This window comes from Flectobacillus roseus, assembly GCF_030056595.1.
Classification (GTDB): domain Bacteria; phylum Bacteroidota; class Bacteroidia; order Cytophagales; family Spirosomataceae; genus Flectobacillus; species Flectobacillus roseus.
Genome location: NZ_JASHIF010000007.1, coordinates 143,545 through 165,980 on the forward strand (window position 1 = coordinate 143,545; position 22,436 = coordinate 165,980).

The window sequence follows — 22,436 nt, forward strand, 5'->3', positions numbered from 1 at the left end:
ATACTTTTCTACTTCTTTTCGTTTTATTTTATACTTTAAAGACTTTATATAAAACATGAAAAATTGGATTCTGGCGGCTCGTCCTCGTACATTGCCTTTGGCACTGGCGAGTATTTTAATGGGAAGCTTCTTGGCGGCAGGTCATGATGCTTTTTCTTGGAAAATCTTTTGGTTGGCAGTGCTTACTACCACTTTTTTGCAAGTTCTTTCCAACTTTGCTAATGATTACGGCGATACAGTAAGTGGCGTAGATAGTGTAGAAAGAACAGTAGCAACCCGTGCTGTACAAACGGGGGCTATTACTCGAGAGCAAATGACCAGAGCAATGATTATCATGTCTGTATTGTCCTTGGCATCAGGTTCACTATTGATTTATGAAGGGCTCAAAGACACCGATATGCAAACGATTTTGGGCTTCTTTGGACTTGGTATCTTATCGATTATTGCAGCGATTACCTACACTGTTGGCAAACGACCATACGGATATATGGGCTTAGGAGATATTTCGGTATTGATATTTTTTGGATGGGTTGGTGTATTAGGAACCTACTTTTTATATACTCACAACTTTGATTGGTTAAACTTTCTACCAGCAAGTTCATGTGGCCTATTTGCGGTTGGCGTACTGAATATCAATAATATCCGAGATATAGAATCGGATACGAAAACAGGAAAAAATTCAATCCCAGTGAGATTAGGAAAGGAAAAGGCGGTTATTTATCACTGGTTACTGTTAATTGTAGGATTTTTGTGTGCAGTAATTTATACACTTTTAAATGAATCGGGCAACAACTGGATTCATTGGTTGTTTGTTGTTACACTTCCCTTATTGATTAAAATTGGTCGTGGGATTTCTCAAGGACAAACACCTGCTCAAATTGACCCATTTTTGAAAAGAATGGCTTTGACCACACTTCTTTTTGTACTTACGTTTGGCTTGAGCCAAATCTTATAATAACAATTTTGGGGCTAGAGTATAGAGCATTCATGCTGTACTCTGGCTTTTTTAATTGGTACCTGCCACACGCATATCTGTTGAAATTTTGTCGAACAAGCTTTTGTGAGGCATAATAAATACCTCCACACGGCGATTCATGCGTTGTCCGTCTACAATATCATTACTTGCTACAGGATTTCGTTTTCCATACCATAAGGCTTTGAGTCGATTGGGAGCTACACCGCTCAATACCAACCAATTGGCCACTTGAGCAACTCTTCTCAAAGACAAACGATCATTGTAAGCATCGGTACCATTAGCATCGGTATAGCTTTCCATAATGACCGACGTGTGAGGATACGACAATAACACACGCGAAAGGCTGGCCATATTCATTTTGCCAAACTCAGAAGGGATATCAGAGTTGCCGATAAAATAAGAATCGGTATCAAAGCGTATGTGAATAAGTTTGGTGTCAACACGAGTCACAGGGCTTACCTTGACTTGCTTTCGGAGGTCGACCAATTGCTTATCAAAATACTGAGCCACTCTTTCGTCTGCTGTTAACGAAGGTTCCAATCTATCGCTCACTGCCCGACTACGAGTAGTTGACGACTGTTGGACTGTCTGCCACCTCTCATCGGTATAGATACGATTTTTATTGATTACTCGACAACCATCCAAGCTTACAGTTGTCCCAAGCATAAGCCCAAGCAATATCTTTTTTCTACTCTTTGGAAAGGCAAATTTCATGACAGTTTATCTTTTATCTTTTGGCTGTAAGGTATTTTTTCAGTAATTTGGCTGAAACTTTGGCAATTACAAAGTTATAAAACAAATCTAAAGGTTAATCTATCTATTTACTTCATTTTTGATAGTTAACCTATCACTAAAACTTATTTTTTCAAATTTAACCCTATGAAAAAGAGTTTTTATTCTGCTCTGCTGTCTATATCTCTACTTAGTTTTACTGGATATTCACAACAAACCCCTGCGCCCACACAAACTTTTCAAGAGTTGATGGACTTAGGTGTGGTTCAGAGTCGTCAGGGCAACTATCCACTAGCTCAAAATTACTTCACACAAGCTATCCAGCTTCAACCAGATAATGCTGTTGCTTATTATAGCCGTGGTGTTACAAAGTCTAACCTTAAGGATAACCGTGGTGCTATCAATGATTTTGACAAAGCTATCGAATTAAATCCAAGATATTCGGATGCTTACATCGGTCGTGGAACTAGTAAAGCAAGACAAGAAGACCATAAAGGCGCTCTACAAGACTACAACCGTGGTATTGACCTGAACCCTGTTGACGCAAATGCTTACTTTAGCCGTGGTTACAGCAAATCAAAATTAGAAAACTACAAAGGTGCGCTTTCTGACTACAACAAATCTTTGGATTTAACTCCAGATAATGCCTTGGGTTATGCTGCACGTGGCGTAGTTAAGCAAAAACTAGAAGATTACAAAGGTAGTTTAGAAGATTTTTCAAAAGCAATTGAATTAAGTCCAAAACGCCCTTCTTCTTATTCTGGTCGTGCTTACAGCAAAATGAAAATGGCTGACTACAAAGGTGCCATTGCTGATTATGGTAAAGCACTAGAAATAAGCCCAGAAGATGCTGAATCTTTGTACTATCGTGGTTATTGCAAAAGCCAAACAGAGGACTTTGCTGGCGCACAAATAGACTTTGACCGTGCCTTGAGCCAAGACCCAGAAAATGCTCCCGCTTATTATGGTCGTGGTTTTGCCAAAAATAAGCTTGGTCGTACCAAAGAAGCTATTGATGATTTCAACAAAGCAATTGCTATTGGCAACATCGAAGCGAAAAAGGTTCTTTACGCAGGTCCTATTACCAAACAAGTTTTAGATGAACTACGTAGTGGTGTAAGCGAGCGATTGAAAATGGCAGAAATGACTGCTGAGCGTTCAGAAGTATATTATAACCGTGGTTTGTCAAAAGCAAAAATTGGTGATACCAAATCTGCTATTGAAGACTACAACAAAGCTATTGCTCTTAATCCAACCTTTGCTGAAGCATACTTCACAAGAGGAATGGTAAAATCTCAAATTGGCGACCAGCGTGGTGCTATTCAAGATTGTACTAATGCCCTTAAGTTGAATTCTAAATATGCTGAAGCATACTATGTTCGTGGTATTATTCGTCATGCATTGGGTGATACTGACGGATGTAATGACTTGAGTAAAGCTGGCGAATTGGGCTACACTGCGGCGTATGCGGTAATTCGTGACTACTGTAACTAGTATAAATCTGCTATAGATAATAAAAAAACCTGCCTCATCAGCAGGTTTTTTTTATTCCTTATTCAAATCGTAAGTGTTTCACAGATTCACCTGACATAGCAAGTTCTTCAAGAGAATCTATGCCAATTTGAAGATGCTTTTCTACATAATTAGCCGTGATTTTCTTATCACTTTCTTCTGTTTTTACACCATCTGGCGTCATTGGGTTATCCGAAACCAACAACAACGCTCCATGAGGAATTTTATTAGCAAAACCTACCGTAAAGATAGTGGCAGTTTCCATGTCGATACCCATTGCACGAATGTCTGTCAAATATTGCTTGAATTGCTCATCATGTTCCCAAACACGGCGGTTAGTTGTATATACCAAGCCAGTCCAATAATCTAGCTCATGTTTTTTAATCATGGAAGAAACAGCTCTTTGCAAACGGAAAGAAGGAAGTGCAGGAACTTCTTTTGGCATGTACTCATCCGAAGTCCCTTCTCCTCTTACAGCAGCGATAGGCAAAATCAAATCTCCAAGACCAAGGTTCTTTTTCAAACCTCCACATTTCCCTAAAAATAATACTGCTTTCGGAGAAATAGCAGTCAAAATATCCATTACAGTAGCAGCCATTGGCGAACCCATACCAAAATTGATAATGGTAATATTGTTGGCTGTGGCAGTTTGCATAGGTCTATCGATACCATTAATTGGTACATCAAACTGCTCTGCAAACATCTCTACATAATTTTTGAAGTTTGTCAACAAAATATATTGACCAAAGTCTTCGATAGCTGTGCCAGTATATCGTGGCAACCAGTTTGTCACAATTTCTTCTTTTGTTTTCATACCTGATGAAGTCGTGGTTTTGTTTAAAAGTTAATTTATTTGGAAAAGGGAGACAGGTCTCAGTGAAGAGTTGTGAGTGATGAATTGTGAATGTAAAATACTATTGACCCGATAGCTACAATGCTATGAAATTCAACCCATTTTGAATAGTAAATCGTGATAATAAAAAATTTACGCTCAAAATTCACAATTCACCACTCACTATTCATCACTAATATTTATCTATAGCCCTTTAAAATAAGGTGTGCTGAAACAGGTACGCTATTTTTAAAAATGCGTAAATTATTAAAACACAAAAACGAATGTTAATTTAACAGGCTAATACTACGATGGTATTTTCCGAGAAACAAGAATAAGCTGAGATTTAAACGAATCTTAAACTTGTTTTAACTAAAAGTGTCTAACCTTTATTGCTATTTTCTGTTAGACCAGAAGTCTTGCCTTTTTGAGGCTAACTGATAGGCTACGAGTCTGTTAGGATTTACTAAATTTTCACAACAAACTGTGCAGTAGAAATAATGGAATTATTAAACCTTCCTACATTTGACTACAAGTTACAAAAAAAAGATGGAAAATTATATATTTTCGATCAGCTTCGTAAAAAGTATTTGTTTCTGACTCCTGAAGAGTGGGTTCGACAACACTTTGTCAACTATCTTATTACACACTTGGCTTATCCCAAGAGTCTTATCAAACTCGAATCGGGACTTTCTTACAACAATGTCCAAAAACGTACTGATATTCAAGTATTTGATAGAAGTGGGCAGCTCTTTATGATTATCGAATGTAAGGCGCCCTATGTTGCGCTTACTCAGGCAGTGTTTGAGCAGGTGGCTCAATACAACCATTCATTGCGAAGTCCCTATGTGGTCATTACCAATGGAATGAGCCAATATTGCTGCCAAACCAATTGGGAAACTTTTCAAATTGACTTTTTAGAAAACCTACCCTTATTCCCATAATTTCATAAATTCATAACTACAAAGCCGTACTATCATTGCTCTATGATTATGTATCTTTGTCAAAAAACTACCTTCATTATGAACAAAAAACTCATAACACTGTTTGCTGGACTTTGTGCAGTTGTAACAGATTTATCTGCTCAGTCTCCAATAAAGAGTACCTCTAAAGCCAGTACCGCGGTTGTAAAAACAGCACCAAGTAAACCAAAACTAGTAATTGGTATCGTTGTAGATCAAATGAGATATGACTACTTGTATCGTTATAGCAATAAATATACAGCTGGAGGCTTCAAACGCTTGATGGGTGAAGGTTTTAATTGCCGCAATCATCATTATGACTACGTGCCAACTGTTACAGCCGCTGGACACGCAGCCATCTTTACTGGCTCAGTACCGGCTGTAGATGGTATTATTGGAAACGAATGGTTCGATAGTAAATCGGGGCGTACTGTATATTGTGTAGAAGACTCAACGGTAAAAACGATAGGTTCTGCTACCTCAGCAGGCTTGATGTCGCCAAAGAATCTATTGGTGTCTACTATTACCGACCAAGTAAAAATTGCCCAAAATCATCAAAGTAAAACAATTGGTATTGCGTTGAAAGACCGTGGTGCTATTTTACCAGCTGGTCATACTGCCAATGCAGCTTATTGGTTTGATTCAAAAGATGGGTTCTGGATTTCATCTTCATTTTACATGAATGAATTACCAAGCTGGGTTAAAGAATTTAATGCTCAGAAAAACCCTCAAAAATATGTCGCAAAAGGTTGGAATACCTTATTACCAATTGAGCAATACACTGAAAGTACTCCAGATGATCAACCTTTTGAAGGGAAATTGAGTGGTGAACAAAAACCTGTATTTCCTCATGAACTTGCCGCACAAGCAGGTGTAAACCTTTTGGAAGTGATTCGTTCGACACCGTATGGTAACTCTTTAACTAAAGACTTTGCGGTTACGGCTATTCAAAATGAACAACTAGGAAAAGGAGCAAGCACGGATTTCTTAACAGTAAGTTTTTCATCGACGGATTACGTAGGTCATGCGTTTGGGCCAAACTCTATTGAAGCAGAAGATACTTATATTCGCTTGGATAGAGACATTGCTTCATTATTGAGCTTCTTAGATACCTATTTGGGGAAAGAAAATGTACTGGTATTCTTAAGCGCCGACCACGGTGTAGCAGATGTGCCAGGTTATTGGCAATCTAAAAAACTTCCTGCAGGAACAACCGACGGACTTGTACTTACCAATACTGTTAAAGATGCCTTAAAAGCTTCTTTTGGTGAAGGTGATTATGTAAGAGCTGATGAAAACAATCAAATTTACTTGAATCATGAGACCTTAAAAACTAGAAATCTTTCGCGTGCACAAGTGTTTGAAGTTGTTCAAACTGCCCTTTTGAAAAGACCAGAAGTTGCTAATGTTATCGACCTTCAAAATCTTGCCAATGCTACGGTACCAGAATATCAAATCGGTTATATCAAAAATGGTTATAATGTGAAACGTAGTGGAGATTTCCTTTATTTCCTAAACCCAGGATGGTTTACAGGACGTAAAACTGGTACTACACATGGTTCGGTATATCGTTATGATACTCACATCCCATTGTTGTGGTATGGATGGAAAATCAAACATGGAGAAACCTCAAAACGCACTAACATCTCTGACATTGCTCCTACAGTAGCAGATTTATTGGATGTCTTAGAGCCTAATGGAACTGTTGGTAATGTCATTACTGATGTTGTAAAATAGTTTATAAAGTTTATTCCTTTTACTAAAAGAGACCTAATTAAGATTAGGTCTCTTTTACTTTTCTAAAGAAAATAACTTATTTTTGAAGAATAACTAGTTTGGTATGATTCATGCAGGAAATAGGGCAAATTCAAATAGAATTTTTAACGCTTAACCCGCATTTTATATTTTCCCAACTTTAATCGAAATTATCGTCTGAATTTATGAAAATCGCTGTAATTGGAACTGGCTACGTGGGTCTTGTAACAGGGACTTGCTTCGCCGAGACAGGAAACCAAGTAACCTGTGTGGATATCGACGAAAAGAAAGTCGAAAAAATGAAGAATGGCATCATCCCTATCTATGAGCCAGGATTGGACGTATTGTTCAATCGTAACACTGCTGAAGGGAGATTGAAATTCACGACCAATTTGGCGGAAGGTATCAAAGATGCAAAAGTAATCTTCTTGGCTTTGCCAACCCCTCCAGGCGAAGATGGCTCAGCAGATTTAAAATATATCTTGAAAGTTGCTGATGATTTAGGTCCTATCCTTGATCAATATGTGGTAGTGATTGATAAAAGTACTGTACCAGTAGGTACGGCAGAAAAAGTACATGCTGCGATTGCTAAAAATGCTTCTGAAGAACTTTTTGATGTGGTATCAAACCCAGAGTTTTTGCGTGAAGGTGTAGCGGTAGAAGACTTTATGAAGCCTGACCGTGTAGTAATTGGTACTCGTTCAGAGAAAGCAAAAGCTGTAATGAACAAGCTATATGCTCCATTAGTGCGTCAAGGTAACCCTGTTATCTTCATGGATGAGCGTTCGGCAGAGATGACCAAATATGCTGCAAATGCGTTCTTGGCAACTAAAATCACGTTTATGAACGAGATTGCCAACCTTTGCGAAAAAGTAGGTGCAAATGTAGACGATATTCGTCGTGGTATTGGTACAGACTCTCGTATCGGAAAACGTTTCTTATTTGCTGGTATTGGTTATGGTGGTAGTTGTTTTCCAAAAGACGTTCAGGCATTGGCAAAAACGTCTTCTGATAACCAATATGACTTCCAAATTTTGAAGGCTGTCATGAACGTAAATGAAGGTCAAAAGACGAAGTTAATCCCAACGATCAAAGAACACTTCGGAGGTGATTTGAAAGGCAAAGTATTTGCGATGTGGGGTTTGGCCTTCAAACCATATACAGATGATATTCGTGAGGCTCCAGCTTTGTACAATATCGAAGAATTATTGGCAGAAGGGGTAACTATTAAAGCATTTGACCCAGAAGCAATGGAAAATGTGAAGGGGGTAATCGGCGATAAAATTACCTATACAAAAGGTCCTTACGAGGCTATCAAAGATGCAGATGCAGTATTGATTATGACCGAATGGCCACAATTCCGTACACCAGAGTTTGAGGTGATGGATGTGTTGCTGAAAAACAAGGTAATTTTCGATGGTCGTAACTTGTACGAACTTGACCAAATGAAAGAACTAGGCTATACTTACTATTCTGTAGGTAGAGATGCTGTTAAATAATGGTGAATTGTGATTGAGAGAATGAGTGATTTATAAAAAATACTCGTTCACTCAATCACTAAATCTAAACAATATGAAACGAGTATTAATCACAGGTGGAGCAGGCTTTTTAGGCTCTCACCTTTGCGATAGATTTATCAAAGAAGGTTATCACGTTATTGCAATGGATAACCTTATTACAGGTGACTTAAAAAACATTGAGCACTTGTTTAAATTACCCAACTTCGAGTTTTATCACCACGATGTATCGAAGTTTATCCACGTTCCAGGCGAGTTAGATTATATTCTTCACTTTGCTTCGCCAGCTTCACCAATTGACTATTTAAAAATTCCAATTCAGACCCTTAAAGTAGGTTCATTGGGTATTCACAATTGTTTGGGATTGGCTCGTGTAAAGAATGCTAGAGTATTGATTGCTTCTACCTCGGAAGTTTATGGTGACCCAACGGTACACCCACAAACAGAGGAATATTGGGGTAACGTAAACCCAGTGGGTCCACGTGGTGTATATGACGAGGCAAAACGTTTCCAAGAAGCTATGACTATGGCATACCATACATATCATGGCTTGGAGACTCGTATCGTTCGTATCTTCAATACTTACGGCCCTAGAATGCGATTGAACGACGGACGTGTATTACCAGCATTTATTGGTCAAGCGTTGCGTGGTGAGGATTTAACGATGTTTGGAGACGGTTCTCAAACACGTTCATTCTGTTTCGTAGATGACTTAGTAGAAGGTATCTATCGTTTGTTGTTGAGCGACTATCCTTATCCAGTAAACATTGGTAATCCAGATGAAATCACGATTAAAGAGTTTGGTGAAGAAATCATCAAATTGACAGGTACAAACCAAAAGTTGATTTCATTACCATTACCAAAAGACGATCCAAAACAACGCCAACCAAACATCACAAAAGCGAAGGAGCTTTTAGGTTGGGAACCAAAAGTAAATCGTGCAGAAGGTCTAAAAATCACTTACGAATACTTCAAGTCATTACCAAACGATGAACTGTACAAAATGGCAGATCACAGAGGTTTTGAAGATTACGAAAGAAAATAAAATAAAAATCCCAAGCGAAATGCTTGGGGTTTTTATTTTGCTAAAAGAGAAGATTCTTTGGTCTATCTAAAGAAAATTTTGTTCAATTTCTTGTAGATATTTAACCTCTTTGCAAATAAAAATCCCGCCCTTGTGAGGCGGGATTTTTTTGTATGTTTAAATCCTAAGGGTATTAGTTGAAGATATAACGAACACCCAATTGGATTTGGTAAAGACTAGACAAAGAGTAGTTTTTAACAAATCTGTCTTGCAACAATACTGATTTTCCGTTTACAACTTGAGTAGCCAATCTGTAAGTGATATTACCTTGAGCATCCAAACCAGTTGTCAATGGAGTAGCTGTAGTCGTTGAGTAACCAATACCAGCAGTATTTGAAATCAAGTTACCAGCATTCAAGATATCAGCTCTGAAACGTAAGATATTAGTTTTGCTACCAGTTTTCACGAAGAAATCTTGCTCAACTGTGAAGTCAAAACGAGTTAACCAAGGGTAAGTTTGACCATTTCTTTCAACGTAATTTCCTCTACGAGAAGATAAATAAGCATCACCGTCCACCCATGCATCAAATGCAGCTTGTTGTTGTGCAGGAGTAAATGAACCGTTAGTGATGAAGTTCAAAGTAGAACCAGCTTTAGGGATATAAATCAAGTCATTGTTAGTTTGTCCGTCACCGTTCAAGTCAGTTGAGTAAGTGTAAGACAATTTAGAACCTGAGTTAGATACCATACCCAATGTGAAAGTAGTAGCACCACCAAATTTACCACCGTAGTTAATGCTGTAGTTTACATAACCTACAAAACGATGACGCAAGTCGTTATTTGAATAATCTAAACCTAAGTAGTTAACACCACGTACTGTTGGAGTTGTTGCATCTACAGTAGAACCTACAGAAGCTACGTCTTTAGCCATTGAGTAGGTATAGGCAAACATACCACCTAAGCCATTTTTCACTGGTTTCTCTAACTTAGCTGTAAAGCTGTATGAATAACCTTGGTCTGTGTTAGTCAAGATATAAGCACTGTTAGTCTTCGAGTTAATATAAAGAGAGTTAGCCGAAGCAACAGATCTTGGGTAACGGTCACGGTTATCAGCACCTGTAAATGTAGTTGTTGGTGCTTTCAAGTTTACGTCGATATATTTCAACGCATTGATGTTTTGGTTGTAGATATATTCTACTGTACCAATAAATCCAAATGGTAATTTTTGGTCAACTGCGATGTTTGATTTCCAAATTTGAGGGAATTTCAAATTCTCGTCATTAGCATTCAAAGTAAACGCTGGAATTGCATCTAAGTTAGTTGTAGAAGGCTTGTATTTAGATGGATCTAAAGTAAAAGGATAAGCTGTTGTGTTGTTAACTGTCAATACAGCGGTGTTCACACCGTTATTACCCAACTGGTTTGAAATCAACACATAAGGCATACGTGACAAGAACAAACCTGTACCACCACGAACTTGAGTCTTTTTATCGTTCTTAACATCCCAGTTAAAACCAAATCTTGGAGACAAGTATACACGACCTTTTGGCATTGCACCTGTATTTACTTTGTAATCAGAACCATCTGGAGCTTTGTAAGTAAGCGCAGCAACACTAGCATTATAATAGTCAATTTCTGTACCAATCGTAATGTAATCTGCACGCAAACCTGCAGTCAACTTTAAGTTATCTTTAGCTTGGAATTCATCTTGAAGATAAGCAGATGCTGTAGATACTTTAATTACTTGCCAAGGCTCTTGACCATCAGGTAGCAAAGAATAACGGTAGTTGAAACGCGCTAATTGTACTGGAGAGGTTGTCAAGTTTGGATTTGCAATGTAAGCATTCATTGCTGTTTCGAAATCAGCCATTGACTTGTATACATACACACCTTGAGAAGCTGGGAAGAACAGGTTATTTGATTTGAAGTATTCGTAAGAAAGACCAGCTGTCACAGTGTGTTTTCCAGCAAAGTATGTAAGGTTATCTGTAAAGTTCAACGTAGAGTAATCCAACTTGTTGCTTGGTGTGAATGGATCCATACCAGCAGTCGTATAAGTAGATACAGTAGAAGGGTCTTGAATCTCAATCAATGGGAACAATGAAGTACGGTACTTACGGTCTTCGATTTGCTTGTTGTAAGTAGCAATGAAGTTGTTCGCGATTCTTGAGTTGAATGTAGAGTTTAATTCTGCTACGATAGAACGCGTATTATCCAGAATGATGTAACCTGTATTCTGAGGAGATAATGACTGAGCATTATTTGCACGCGTACCAAAACCTGCTGTACCACTTGAGTTACTACCAGAAATCAACTGATCTGATTGAGAATCGTGATGTGAATAACGAACAGTTAATTTATGTTTATCGTTGATGTTATAATCGATACGAGCTAAGAATTTCTTAGAGTTTGACAAACTGTTGAAGCCATCAAATGCACCTGAATCCCAACCAAGTTTGTTCATGATTGTTGCAACTTTCTGCATATCAGCTAAAGTAGTTCTAGAGATGTTAGCACCAGAAGTACCTCTATTTGCTGACCAGCTAAGCGCTGGAGTTGAGCTATCAATAAATTCACCATTTACAAAGTAGAACAATTTGTTTTTGATGATTGCACCACCAACACGGAAACCTGTAGTTTTCTCGCTAAAGTTAGTAATCTTGATAGAAGTTGTATCAATTTTGTTACCTACTAATCCTTGATTTTTCCAGAAGTGGTAAACCGAACCTGTAGTTTCGTTAGTACCCGAACGAGTTACTGCGTTGATAGCAGCCCCTGCGAAACCTGATTGACGAACGTCAAATGGAGCGATGTTGATTTGTAATTGTTCAACTGCATCCAAAGAAATCGCACCATAACCTGTTCTACCTCCCGCTTGAGCTTCGTTACCAAGACCAAATCCGTTGTTGAATACCGAACCGTCAATAGTAAAGTTGTTGAAACGAGAGTCTTGGCCTGCAAAAGATGAACCGTTACTGTAAGCGTTGTATTTTGTAATCGAGTTGATAGTACGGCTCAAGGTTGGTAAAGTCGAAAGCGTTTGTCCTGAGAATGAAGCCGCTGCGCCAGTTCTTGAAGAACTAAACACATCATTTTTGTCACCTTTTACAATTACTTCTGTAAGTTGCTTTCCTTCTTCTGACAACTTAATGTTCAAAGATGTCGCAACACCTAATGTAGTATAAACTTCTGTGAATTCTTCTGTTTTGTAACCAACAAAAGAAACTGTAATCTTGAAAGGCCCACCTACACGCACACTTGGCAATGTAAAACGACCTGCTGAGTTTGTTGATGCACCATAGCGTGAGCCTGATGGGGTGTGAATAGCAATTACAGAGGCTCCTGGAAGAGTTTCTCCCTTTGCATCTACTACACTACCAGTAATAGATGAAGATGTAACCTGTGCAAAAACCTGTACACTTGAAATAGTAGCAGCAACTGCAAAAAGCAATGTCAAAACTACGTTAGTGGTAAAGATTCTTTTCAACATAGTGAATTTGGAATTTAGTTAGAAACTGAATGGATGATTTGGCTACAAAATAACAACAAAAAATTAGTAACAACAAAATTCGAAAATTAACTGAATGTAAATTTCCTTACTGTAAGGTACTGATTTATAAGTTTTGGCCATCAGACCTCTTAAAATAATGCTAATTTTTATACAAACAGTTTAACTAAAGGAATTTAAAAGCAAGTAGATTTTGTTAATCTATTAGATTAGTATTTTTTAAAGATTCTTTAAAATTGATGTATATACCTATATTTCATGATAAAGGTTTTAAATTTGCTACATGTCAAGTCAATTCCAACGATGATATTATCTAAATTTTATTTTGCTTTCTACAGCTCCATCAATCTTTTCAACAAACACTTTTAAAAATCTTTTGAGGAATGAATACTGCTCGAAATTTTATTTTCCTGATCACTTCTATTGTATTACTATTTAGTAGTCTAAAAAGTTTTACACAAAATCTCAAAATCTGTGGGCACCGTGGTGGATTTTATCAAAATTTTCCTGAAAATAGCGCCCCACTTTTTGACTATACCTACCAAAATGCCAACTCCTCTCTTATTATTCTTGAGTTAGACGTTCGAGAAAGCCTCAATGGTTCTCTCTTTATCTTGCATGATACAACTCTTGAGAGAACTACAACTGCAACAGGACTCATCAAAACATCCAATGATTCATTACTTTCAAAAACTTTTTTGAAAAATAGTCTAGGAAATATTTCCAAAACACCGCTTCCTACTTTCAATGAAATGTTGGTTTGGCTCAAAAACCATCCAAAGGCTTGGTTGATGCTTGATGTTAAAGGAACTTCTTGGAAAAAAGTGTACGATGCTGTAAACCTATACAAACTCGATTCGAGAGTGCTTTTTCTCACTTTCAAACCTGAAGATACCAAAGAGGTTTTTCAACTTTCGACGACTACAAATATTTCTGCGCTAATAAGAAATGAAGAAGATTGGAAAAATATTCTTGCATTTCAGCCTGATTTCAAACAGCTTGTTGCCTATGTCAACCCTCAAACGCCTGTGTCTGTCATTGCTGACTTAAAAGCAAAAGGTGTTCGTCTCATGGCAGATTGTAACGAAAACGCTAAAAATCACCCTAAGCCTTTTGAGTCATTATTTTATCAGGATTTAGCACAAAGTCTACAATTAGATATAATGATTACTGATTACCCTGTCGAGGTAAGTCGTATCTTTGCAGAAAAAAACAAATAATCTTCCTTCCTAGATTTTAGCAGATAAGCGTATTTCACTCGGAATGTATATTTCGTTGAACGCTCACATATTCGAAAATGAAACTATATTTTAGAAAAGCTGGCGAAACTGGCCAAGCGATTATTATTCTTCATGGTATTTTTGGTTCGTCGGACAACTGGCTTACCATCGGAAAAGTTTTGGCCGACACTTATCAGGTGTATATGGTCGACCAGCGTAATCATGGACAATCGCCAAAAAGTGATGAGTTCAATTACGAAGTGATGTCTGCCGACTTAAAAGAATTTATCGACGATCACCAAATCGAGAATCCAGTAATTATCGGTCACTCAATGGGTGGAAAAACCGTCATGCAATTTGCACTCAATTATCCAGATTCATTTTCAAAAATGATGGTGGTCGATATTGCGCCAAAATTCTATCCTGTACATCACCACATGATTTTACAAGGATTGGCAGCCGTTGACCTTCCTAATCTTAGTAGTCGCACCGAAGCCAACGAAATTTTAAAACGCTTTGAGGAAAAAGAAGGGGTACGTCAGTTTTTGATTAAAAACCTTTGGAGAAACCCAGAAAAAGACAATCAATTTGATTGGAGAATCAATGTACCTGTAATCTCTAAGAATATTGATGTTGTTGGTCACGAATTAGACAACGAACATGTGGTAGACCAACCAGTACTATTTGTCCGTGGCTCCGAATCGCACTATATCCAACCAGAAGACGAACGTCGTATTTGGGAAATTTTCCCTAACTACGAATTAGTCACTGTCGAGGGCGCAGGCCACTGGGTGCAGGCAGACAACCCTCAAGAATTTATTAGAATTACACGAGAATTTGTACAATAATCCCCTCCATGAAGACTTTATATCTTATCCCAACCACAATGGCGCCCAATACGGCACATCAGGTGTTGGCTCCTCAAATCTTGGAGGTGGTAAAACATACCAATTATTATTTTGTAGAAAATATTCGAACGGCTCGTCGTTGTATCAGCGAACTCAAATTGGGCAAGATTATTGACGAATTAGTATTTTTTGAATTGGATAAAGATACTACCGTTGATAAGGTTCGTTCCTATTTTAAACAAATTCCTGCCGATGCATCTATCGGCGTCATGTCAGAAGCAGGCTGCCCTGGTGTAGCAGACCCTGGCGCTGTTGCCGTACAAATAGCCCATGAAATGGGTATTAGGGTATGTCCGCTTGTAGGACCATCTTCTATCCTTCTGGGTTTGATGGCTTCGGGTTTTTCTGGTCAATCCTTTATTTTCCATGGCTATTTACCGATTGACAAAATTGAAAGACAAAAGTCTCTAAAAAATTTAGAAAAGAGCGCCCAGAAACTCCAAACGCAGATATTTATGGAAACTCCTTTCCGTAATAATCAATTTTTGGAAGATATTTTACAAACTTGTCAAGGCAATATCAAACTTTGTATTGCCAGTAATGTAAGTGCAGAGGATGAGTTTATCCAAACCAAAACTATTTCGGAATGGAAAAAACAAAAGCCTGATTTGCACAAAAAGCCAACGATGTTTTTAATGAGCGCCTAACAAATGGGTAATTAAAGCTATGAGTCTAGGCACTAGGCAACAGGCACTAGGCACAGAGTGTTAAAATGCTCTTTATTAACCACAGCCATGCTTTTTACAAAGCCCACTGCCGAAAGCCGATACCTGAAAGCCCAAAGCACAATCTTAAATTCTATTTTGCCCACTAACTTAGGTATTCATTCAAATCACTGATATACTGTTAACTAATAACTTTACTTAATTTTTATAACTTTGTCAGTATAGACTTATTCTTACAAGAAAATGATTCAGATAGAAATATTTACATTTAACCCTTTCCAAGAAAATACCTACATTCTATGGGACGAAACTTTAGAATGTGTCATCATCGATCCGGGTTGTCATGTGTATGAGGAACGTAAGGCATTAACAGATTTTATTTCGGAGAAAAAGCTAAAACCTGTTAAATTGCTCAATACACACGCTCATATCGATCATATTTTGGGTAATGCGTTCATCAAAAGAAACTATAGCATTAGCTACTTTTTACACGAAAAAGACATTCCAGTGTTAAATTCAGCACCTGATAGAGCCGCATTTTGGGGATTTCCTGCCTATGAGCATGCTTCAGTGGATGAGTATTTGGAGGAAGGGAAAGATATAAGTTTTGGCAATAGCACTTTACAGGTTTTCTTTACGCCAGGACACGCTCCTGGGCACGTAGTGTTCTATGCCCAAGAGCAAAACTTTGTTATTGGGGGTGATGTATTATTTAAAGGCAGCGTAGGGCGTACTGACTTACCTCTATGTAGCTTCGCCGATTTAGAAAAAAGTATTAAAACAAAATTATACACACTTCCCGACGAAACCGTAGTTTACCCTGGTCATGGATCAAGTACGACAATTGGTTTTGAGAAAAAGAATAATCCATTTGTCAGACTTTAAGCACAACACAGCATGTTTTCAATCAAAAATCATATCCCTAATGCTCTCACATGTGGAAATTTACTTTGTGGGATTTTTGGGTTAAATATTGTTCTTCCCACGCCAGATTTTATCAACCAGCCTGATAAATTAATTTTGCCTTCAATCCTCATTGGTGTGGCATTAGTCTGCGACTGGCTCGACGGCTTTATTGCTCGCTTGGTCAATGCGCAATCTCCCATCGGTAAAGAATTGGATTCCTTAGCAGACATGGTAACTTTTGGTGTTTTACCAGCCTTTATCATGCTAAAGCTTATCGAAGGAAGTTGTACAACGGGAACTTGTACTGTAGGATTATTTGGTTTTTATAAACCTTATATTGCTTTTGCGCTAGCCGTATTTTCGGCATTACGATTAGCAAAATTCAATGTAGATACCCGCCAAAGTCATTCGTTCATTGGAGTGCCTACGCCAGCCAATGGCATGGTAGTGGCGTCGTTGCCGTTGATTTTGGTGTATCATCCCGAATACCGTGATTATGTGCTCAATTACAATGTTTTGATTATTTATTCAATTGTAATGTCTTATTTGTTGGTAGCAGAACTACCGCTTTTTGCTTTGAAATTCAAGAACTTTGATTGGAAATCTAATCAAGTCAAATATATCTTCTTAATACTTTCATTAGCATTAATTTTGGTCTTCAAATTCGTTGCTATTCCATTGATTATCTTTATCTATATCCTGATTTCGATTGCTGATAATTTGATGGGAGAGAAAAAGTAACTATTTCCAAAATCACGAAATGAGCTTCTTTTAAACAAAAGTTTGAAAGAAGCTCTTTATATTTTAGGTAAGATGGATTTCGAATTACTTTTTGTTTAGCTATGCACCAACACCGAAAAAGATAATTTTTTCCTACTTTTACACAAATATTTAAGTAAAGCAGTAAGGGGGAAATTTTCAAAAGAAAAATACACTTTTGTTATTTTTCTTTAATATCAACAACAAACTAATTCACTTGGCAAAATATGTATTATTCAAAAATTGTGGGGCTAGGACATTACGTTCCTGAAAATGTAATTTCTAATCAATACCTCGAAAGCATTATGGATACCAACGACGCTTGGATTACCGAGCGAACAGGTATTAAAGAACGTCGATATTTTACTTACGGCAAGGACACGAATGCCTCAATGGCTACCGAAGCCGCTAAAATTGCCATCGAACGTGCTGGGCTAACGCCTCAGGAAATTGATTTTATTGTTTACGCTACGATTACACCCGACTACTATTTCCCAGGGCCAGGCTTTGTATTACAACGCAATTTGGGCATGCAAAACGTGGGTGTCCTAGATATTCGTGACCAATGCTCTGGATTTGTATATGCGCTCTCAACAGCAGACCAATTTATTCGTTCGGGAATGTATAAAAACATTTTGGTCATTGGTGCTGAAATACAATCTACCTTTCTTAATCATACCACCGAAGGAAGAGGTGTAGCGGTTATTTTCGGCGATGGTGCAGGTGCAGCAGTCGTACAAGCAACTACCGACCCCTCGCATCGAATTCTTTCGACGCACTTACACGCCGATGGTACGTATGCCGAAGACTTGTACGTAAAAGACCCTGGAAGTAGCCGTCCAAAGCGTTTTTATGATGATTTGTTCGAAGATAAAAATACTGGAGAGGTGATTATGAATGGGAATATGGTGTTCAAACACGCCGTAGTTCGTTTTCCAGAAGTAATTAAAGAAGCTTTGGATAAAAACAATTTATCTCCAGAAGATATTGACCTATTGGTGCCACATCAAGCCAACCTTCGTATTTCGGAGTATGTGCGCCAGCAAATGGGCTTGCCAGAAGAAAAAGTGATGAATAATATCCAAAAATATGGCAATACCACCGCAGCATCCATCCCAATTGCCTTAAGTGAAGCTTGGGAAATGGGGAAAATTAAAGATGGACATTTGGTATGTCTGGCGGCTTTCGGAAGTGGTTTCACATGGGGCTCCGCACTAATTAGATGGTAAATACTTGATTTGAAGGTATGCTGATTTGAAGACTAATCAATTTGAAGATTTGTCAATTTGAAGATTTGAAAATGTTTCGTAGATAGAGAATAAGGTCGATAAATAGAGCTAAACAACCTCATATTTTTTATCAATCCTTTCAATTATCATTAAATTTCCCAATTAGCACATTTTCAAATCTTCAAATTTTCAAATTAATACTGTCCTGTCGAGAGTAATACCAAGGTACAAGCTTCTTCCACATCTATACCCTTACTTTGTGCCAAAGTTTCAAACTCAGTATTTTCGGTGCCGGGGTTGAATACAATACGTTTTGGATTCAATCCAAGTATATAGTCATAATACTCCTGTTGATGCTGTGGACCGATGTACATAGTAACGGTATCTATATTTTCCAACTTAGGAAAACCATTTTGAATAGGAATAGAAGCGACTTCTCCTTTTTTTATTCCCAAAAGCTCTACTTCGTGCCCGTGATTTAAGAGCATATTGGTTGCGATGTAGGCATATCTTGCAGAATTGGTCGTTGCGCCAATCACCAATGTTTTTTTTGCCATAAGTATTTATATATCATTCCCTTACTATATTACTCGAAGTAATATCAAAGGCAAAAAATATGTAATTTTCAAGAATTTGTTTACTTTTAAAACAAATTTAAGAGAACTAATAGTTTCAGTATTACTGACATTTGTTACGTTCCATTATCCATTTTTATATTAATCTATGAATATCCCAAATACACATGATGATTTTTGCCAGCTATGGGCAAACAATCAGCAGCACTTAATTGCGCCCTATCTCAATGGGCAAAGTCAATTTATACCGCATCTTTTGCCCGAATTGGCCGTTAAGATTCCAACCGCCCAAATAGCTTATTTACTAGAGCGAAAGTTGGGACAAGCCACTTTCTATCAAGCCATTAATCCCAACAATACCGTAGATAGTCCTGTAAAGTCATTGCCTGATGGACAATGGCTCAAAACGGTAAATATGGTTGGTATCAATGTTCGAACGATTCAGAGCTTTTGGAATGTAGTAAAGTACTCTCTCACGTTGCCTGCTTCACAATCTTCAATTCACTTATTGCCTATTTGGGAATGTGGTGTAGTCGCAAGTTTGTATGGTATGGCTGGTTGGAACATCAATCCTGAGTTCTATGATGCCGAATTAGCAAGCTACTATCCTCATTTGGATACTGTCGAAAAGCAATTGAAAGTGGTAGTCAATATCTTACATGCTTTAGGCAAAACTGTGGGCATGGACGTGATTCCACATACTGATCGTTATTCGGAAATCGCCCTTGCCAACCCTCAGTATTTTGAATGGTTACAACGAAAAGAATTCGAGATTTTAAACCATGAAGAAAATTTACATCTAAAAGTTCAGGAACGTATTTTTGAGTTCTTACAAAAAGTAGGTGCTTCGGTCGATATCCCTTACCCAGACAATGTTCAGGCATTTTTTGACAATACTCAAATCAGTGAATCAGATCGAATATTAGTATTATTTGGTCAGAAAAAAGATCTCTGGGGACGAAATGGGCGCCGTAATCAGTTTATCAGCTATTTGTTTGAAGAAGGTTATGAGCCTGTGCCTGCCACAATGGCACCACCATATCGCGGTTTGGCAGTAGACCCACACGACGAGGCAAAAACAGTTGATGAAGACGGAAGAGTATGGCGCGATTATGTTATTGCTAAGCCACAAGCGATGTCTCGTGTTTTTGGGCCTTTGGGTAGATTTAAGCTTCATGAAGCTAAAAATAATAATGCAGATTGGGAAATAGACTTTGAAAAACCTCGTGTAGAAGTTTGGGAGTATGTAGCTAATCGTTACCTATCTTTTGCGCTCGATTTCAATTTTGATTTTATGCGTGGCGATATGTCACACGTACAAATGCGCCCAGAAGGCACGCCTGAAAATCCTGATTTGTATTACGATATTCATAAATACATCAAACATTTTATTCGACAACACAAGCCTTCGTTTGGATATTTTGCAGAAAGCTTCTTGGCTCCTCCCAACGAAATGGCGTATGGAGTTGAAGAAGAACATTTGGAAGGTTCAGATACAGATTCTACCCTTGGTGACTTACAGTCGATGGTAGTAGGTTCGCCAAGATTTATAGCAGAATTTGCTCGTTATCATGAATTGGCACAAACGCGTAGTTTTGCGCCTAATTTTACAATAATGACCGCTGATAAGGACGACCCTCGTTTTGATGAATTTTATCTAAAAGGAAACGAATTGCGTCTTTTCATGGCATTATTTCTAACGGATATGCCCTCGTACATGAGTCTGGGTTACGAACAGCGCGACCCACATCCTGTACCTGCACCAAACGAAAATTATACAAAATTATATGTTTTTCAGCTCGACGAAGGACCCAAAGCTACCCACGGACCGTATATATGGGGGAAAAATGGAACGTTATTCCATAATTTAGAGCAAATAAAGGTAATTGCAGACCAGCTAATGCCTAAGATAATTCATCAAAAAATACATTGGTTGATTAGTCCATCAGCAGAAAACCAACATAAAGTAATCGCTTGGAAAATTGAAGGACTTGGCAACTACGTATTTCTTGCAAACCTAGATATTGAGCAAGATATTACGGCTATTGAGCTAAAAGGAGCATTAATCGGTACAGAACTCAAAAATATTTTTTCAACTTTTGCATCGCCATTACAAAATGTTACGCAATCAAACGGTGTATTTATCGTTAATAGCTTGTTAGCAGGAGAGTGTAAAATTTTTGAATTATAAGCAATTTTTAATTCTAATTTTGATATATTTACTCAAGCAGTTCGTTATATTTATGACGAATTGCTTGAAACAAAATCACTAGTTGTAGAGTTATCATAGAGTGCTTTATTTTGATTAGACCTAACCCAATAAAACGACAAACTCTCGTAATCTTATAGTTAGATTGCTCGCTACAATAAATCAATTATCTTTGACCATGTTTGATTTATAGTTATTAAATGAGGTTTATTAAGTATTGTGTTCACAAGTTTTAGGCTACAAGCCCTAGGCATTAGGCAAAATGTATTTATCATTTCGGAAGAAATACTTTGACTCTTTTTGTTTAAAGCATAAAGTCTATGACGGGTAAAATTTCTTAAATTTCACCTATTTACCTAATGATGCTAGATGAGTAGCATACGCTCGAAACCTCAAGAAGTTAGCCTATAAATCATGTTAATTACGTTACTTACTTTACAAAATTTAATTGATTAGAAACAAACCAATTGTACAATAGGTTTAGTTGTTGTTATTTGTATAATCCTTAATCTTTACACCCATGACAGAAAAGAAAACAGCGTTGAAAATCAACAAAATCAGTAGTTTCTGGAACGAGAAATGGGTGGATATTCCGTTCACTGAAGTAGAAAATCCTCCTCGTTATCAGGTATCCAACTATGGAAGACTTAAAAGTTTCCAAAATGACCCTGTAAATGGCGAAATTATTGCTGGCTCAAAAATTCAAGGATATAAATCATTGAATATCAGAGCAAGAGGCAATAAGTCCTTGAATCGCTATGTACATAAACTTGTGGCTGAGTTTTTCTTGAAAAAAGACTCGGATGAGAAGAAATTTGTCATCCACCTCGACCACGACAAGCTTAACAACCACTGGGAAAATTTGAAATGGGTTACACGTGATGAAATGACCATTCATAACCGTGATAATCCAGCTGTGAGAGACAAAGTTATTCCAAGAAGAACCAAAAACTACAAACTCACAGAAAGTAAGGTTTTGATGATTAAAAAGATGCTTCGCTCAGACAAAAACCGTCTGAAAATGATTGCAAAGCAATTTGGCATCACTCATACCCAACTTAACCGTATTCGTTCTGGTGAAAACTGGGGCCACGTTAAATTGGATGATGAGAAATAAAAAGAGGTCGGAGCTAAGCTCCGATCTCTT

At 37.7% G+C, this 22,436-nt stretch carries 18 protein-coding genes; 14 read left to right on the forward strand and 4 right to left on the reverse strand.

All coding sequences use genetic code 11. The annotated features are described in order from the left end of the window. The first annotated feature begins 55 nt into the window (after positions 1-55). Positions 56-955: a 1,4-dihydroxy-2-naphthoate polyprenyltransferase gene (locus QM524_RS07710; protein ID WP_095160336.1), complete on the forward strand. Its 900-nt coding sequence runs from the start codon at positions 56-58 to the stop codon at positions 953-955. A gap of 51 nt (positions 956-1,006) precedes the next feature. Here QM524_RS07710 and QM524_RS07715 read toward each other — a convergent pair whose 3' ends face one another. Next, positions 1,007-1,690 carry an OmpA family protein gene (locus QM524_RS07715; RefSeq protein WP_166579475.1) on the reverse strand — a complete coding sequence of 228 codons (684 nt, stop codon included), beginning with the start codon at positions 1,688-1,690 and terminating at the stop codon, positions 1,007-1,009. Between the two features lie 165 nt (positions 1,691-1,855). On the opposite strand from QM524_RS07715, the gene QM524_RS07720 reads away from it, so the two are divergent. Next, on the forward strand, positions 1,856-3,202 hold the full coding sequence (locus QM524_RS07720) for a tetratricopeptide repeat protein (RefSeq protein WP_229242203.1): 1,347 nt from the start codon (positions 1,856-1,858) through the stop codon (positions 3,200-3,202). 58 nt (positions 3,203-3,260) lie between these two features. Here QM524_RS07720 and QM524_RS07725 read toward each other — a convergent pair whose 3' ends face one another. Beyond that, positions 3,261-4,034: an AMP nucleosidase gene (locus QM524_RS07725; protein WP_095160334.1), complete on the reverse strand. Its 774-nt coding sequence runs from the start codon at positions 4,032-4,034 to the stop codon at positions 3,261-3,263. Between the two features lie 518 nt (positions 4,035-4,552). Between QM524_RS07725 and QM524_RS07730 the strand changes: the two genes are divergently transcribed. The 4 genes from QM524_RS07730 (at position 4,553) to QM524_RS07745 (ending at position 9,331) form a co-directional block, all read left to right on the forward strand. Further along, the gene (locus QM524_RS07730; RefSeq protein WP_166579474.1) at positions 4,553-4,996 is read left to right on the forward strand and encodes a type I restriction enzyme HsdR N-terminal domain-containing protein; all 444 of its coding nucleotides are present in this window, start codon (positions 4,553-4,555) and stop codon (positions 4,994-4,996) included. 78 nt (positions 4,997-5,074) lie between these two features. Beyond that, a complete protein-coding gene (gene pafA / locus QM524_RS07735) occupies positions 5,075-6,751 on the forward strand; it encodes an alkaline phosphatase PafA (RefSeq protein WP_283344127.1) in 1,677 nt (558 codons plus the stop codon). Between the two features lie 203 nt (positions 6,752-6,954). Beyond that, a complete protein-coding gene (locus tag QM524_RS07740) occupies positions 6,955-8,268 on the forward strand; it encodes a UDP-glucose dehydrogenase family protein (protein ID WP_283344128.1) in 1,314 nt (437 codons plus the stop codon). 73 nt (positions 8,269-8,341) lie between these two features. Continuing rightward, on the forward strand, positions 8,342-9,331 hold the full coding sequence (locus tag QM524_RS07745) for a UDP-glucuronic acid decarboxylase family protein (protein ID WP_095160331.1): 990 nt from the start codon (positions 8,342-8,344) through the stop codon (positions 9,329-9,331). A 172-nt stretch (positions 9,332-9,503) separates the two neighbouring features. Here QM524_RS07745 and QM524_RS07750 read toward each other — a convergent pair whose 3' ends face one another. Then, entirely contained in the window at positions 9,504-12,800 is a 3,297-nt protein-coding gene (locus QM524_RS07750; RefSeq protein WP_283344129.1) for a TonB-dependent receptor, read from the reverse strand. A gap of 401 nt (positions 12,801-13,201) precedes the next feature. Between QM524_RS07750 and QM524_RS07755 the strand changes: the two genes are divergently transcribed. From QM524_RS07755 to QM524_RS07780, 6 genes are all read left to right on the forward strand, one after another. Next, the gene (locus tag QM524_RS07755; RefSeq protein ID WP_283344130.1) at positions 13,202-14,038 is read left to right on the forward strand and encodes a glycerophosphodiester phosphodiesterase family protein; all 837 of its coding nucleotides are present in this window, start codon (positions 13,202-13,204) and stop codon (positions 14,036-14,038) included. A 77-nt stretch (positions 14,039-14,115) separates the two neighbouring features. After that, positions 14,116-14,886, forward strand: a complete 771-nt coding sequence (locus QM524_RS07760; protein ID WP_283344131.1) for an alpha/beta fold hydrolase — start codon at positions 14,116-14,118, stop codon at positions 14,884-14,886. Positions 14,887-14,894: 8 nt separating this feature from the next. Beyond that, positions 14,895-15,593: an SAM-dependent methyltransferase gene (locus tag QM524_RS07765; RefSeq protein ID WP_283344132.1), complete on the forward strand. Its 699-nt coding sequence runs from the start codon at positions 14,895-14,897 to the stop codon at positions 15,591-15,593. A 261-nt stretch (positions 15,594-15,854) separates the two neighbouring features. Further along, positions 15,855-16,496, forward strand: a complete 642-nt coding sequence (locus QM524_RS07770) for an MBL fold metallo-hydrolase (protein WP_283344133.1) — start codon at positions 15,855-15,857, stop codon at positions 16,494-16,496. A gap of 12 nt (positions 16,497-16,508) precedes the next feature. Further along, a complete protein-coding gene (locus QM524_RS07775; protein ID WP_283344134.1) occupies positions 16,509-17,258 on the forward strand; it encodes a CDP-alcohol phosphatidyltransferase family protein in 750 nt (249 codons plus the stop codon). A 245-nt stretch (positions 17,259-17,503) separates the two neighbouring features. After that, on the forward strand, positions 17,504-18,505 hold the full coding sequence (locus QM524_RS07780) for a beta-ketoacyl-ACP synthase III (RefSeq protein ID WP_095160325.1): 1,002 nt from the start codon (positions 17,504-17,506) through the stop codon (positions 18,503-18,505). Positions 18,506-18,699: 194 nt separating this feature from the next. Here the strand turns inward: QM524_RS07780 and QM524_RS07785 are convergent, their stop codons facing one another. After that, positions 18,700-19,062: a CoA-binding protein gene (locus tag QM524_RS07785; protein ID WP_166580385.1), complete on the reverse strand. Its 363-nt coding sequence runs from the start codon at positions 19,060-19,062 to the stop codon at positions 18,700-18,702. 166 nt (positions 19,063-19,228) lie between these two features. Between QM524_RS07785 and QM524_RS07790 the strand changes: the two genes are divergently transcribed. Beyond that, positions 19,229-21,271: a hypothetical protein gene (locus QM524_RS07790; RefSeq protein WP_283344135.1), complete on the forward strand. Its 2,043-nt coding sequence runs from the start codon at positions 19,229-19,231 to the stop codon at positions 21,269-21,271. A 538-nt stretch (positions 21,272-21,809) separates the two neighbouring features. Next, positions 21,810-22,406 (forward strand): NUMOD4 domain-containing protein, encoded by a 597-nt coding sequence (locus tag QM524_RS07795; RefSeq protein WP_095160322.1) that lies wholly within the window; start codon positions 21,810-21,812, stop codon positions 22,404-22,406. Positions 22,407-22,436: the final 30 nt, after the last annotated feature.

What these genes read in the sequence shown, in the direction of transcription:
- QM524_RS07710 (WP_095160336.1), top strand. Translation starts at nt 56, where the DNA reads ATGAAAAATTGGATTCTGGCGGCTCGTCCTCGTACATTGCCTTTGGCA.
- QM524_RS07715 (WP_166579475.1), bottom strand. Translation starts at nt 1,690, where the DNA reads ATGAAATTTGCCTTTCCAAAGAGTAGAAAAAAGATATTGCTTGGGCTT.
- QM524_RS07720 (WP_229242203.1), top strand. Translation starts at nt 1,856, where the DNA reads ATGAAAAAGAGTTTTTATTCTGCTCTGCTGTCTATATCTCTACTTAGT.
- QM524_RS07725 (WP_095160334.1), bottom strand. Translation starts at nt 4,034, where the DNA reads ATGAAAACAAAAGAAGAAATTGTGACAAACTGGTTGCCACGATATACT.
- QM524_RS07730 (WP_166579474.1), top strand. Translation starts at nt 4,553, where the DNA reads ATGGAATTATTAAACCTTCCTACATTTGACTACAAGTTACAAAAAAAA.
- pafA (WP_283344127.1), top strand. Translation starts at nt 5,075, where the DNA reads ATGAACAAAAAACTCATAACACTGTTTGCTGGACTTTGTGCAGTTGTA.
- QM524_RS07740 (WP_283344128.1), top strand. Translation starts at nt 6,955, where the DNA reads ATGAAAATCGCTGTAATTGGAACTGGCTACGTGGGTCTTGTAACAGGG.
- QM524_RS07745 (WP_095160331.1), top strand. Translation starts at nt 8,342, where the DNA reads ATGAAACGAGTATTAATCACAGGTGGAGCAGGCTTTTTAGGCTCTCAC.
- QM524_RS07750 (WP_283344129.1), bottom strand. Translation starts at nt 12,800, where the DNA reads ATGTTGAAAAGAATCTTTACCACTAACGTAGTTTTGACATTGCTTTTT.
- QM524_RS07755 (WP_283344130.1), top strand. Translation starts at nt 13,202, where the DNA reads ATGAATACTGCTCGAAATTTTATTTTCCTGATCACTTCTATTGTATTA.
- QM524_RS07760 (WP_283344131.1), top strand. Translation starts at nt 14,116, where the DNA reads ATGAAACTATATTTTAGAAAAGCTGGCGAAACTGGCCAAGCGATTATT.
- QM524_RS07765 (WP_283344132.1), top strand. Translation starts at nt 14,895, where the DNA reads ATGAAGACTTTATATCTTATCCCAACCACAATGGCGCCCAATACGGCA.
- QM524_RS07770 (WP_283344133.1), top strand. Translation starts at nt 15,855, where the DNA reads ATGATTCAGATAGAAATATTTACATTTAACCCTTTCCAAGAAAATACC.
- QM524_RS07775 (WP_283344134.1), top strand. Translation starts at nt 16,509, where the DNA reads ATGTTTTCAATCAAAAATCATATCCCTAATGCTCTCACATGTGGAAAT.
- QM524_RS07780 (WP_095160325.1), top strand. Translation starts at nt 17,504, where the DNA reads ATGTATTATTCAAAAATTGTGGGGCTAGGACATTACGTTCCTGAAAAT.
- QM524_RS07785 (WP_166580385.1), bottom strand. Translation starts at nt 19,062, where the DNA reads ATGGCAAAAAAAACATTGGTGATTGGCGCAACGACCAATTCTGCAAGA.
- QM524_RS07790 (WP_283344135.1), top strand. Translation starts at nt 19,229, where the DNA reads ATGAATATCCCAAATACACATGATGATTTTTGCCAGCTATGGGCAAAC.
- QM524_RS07795 (WP_095160322.1), top strand. Translation starts at nt 21,810, where the DNA reads ATGACAGAAAAGAAAACAGCGTTGAAAATCAACAAAATCAGTAGTTTC.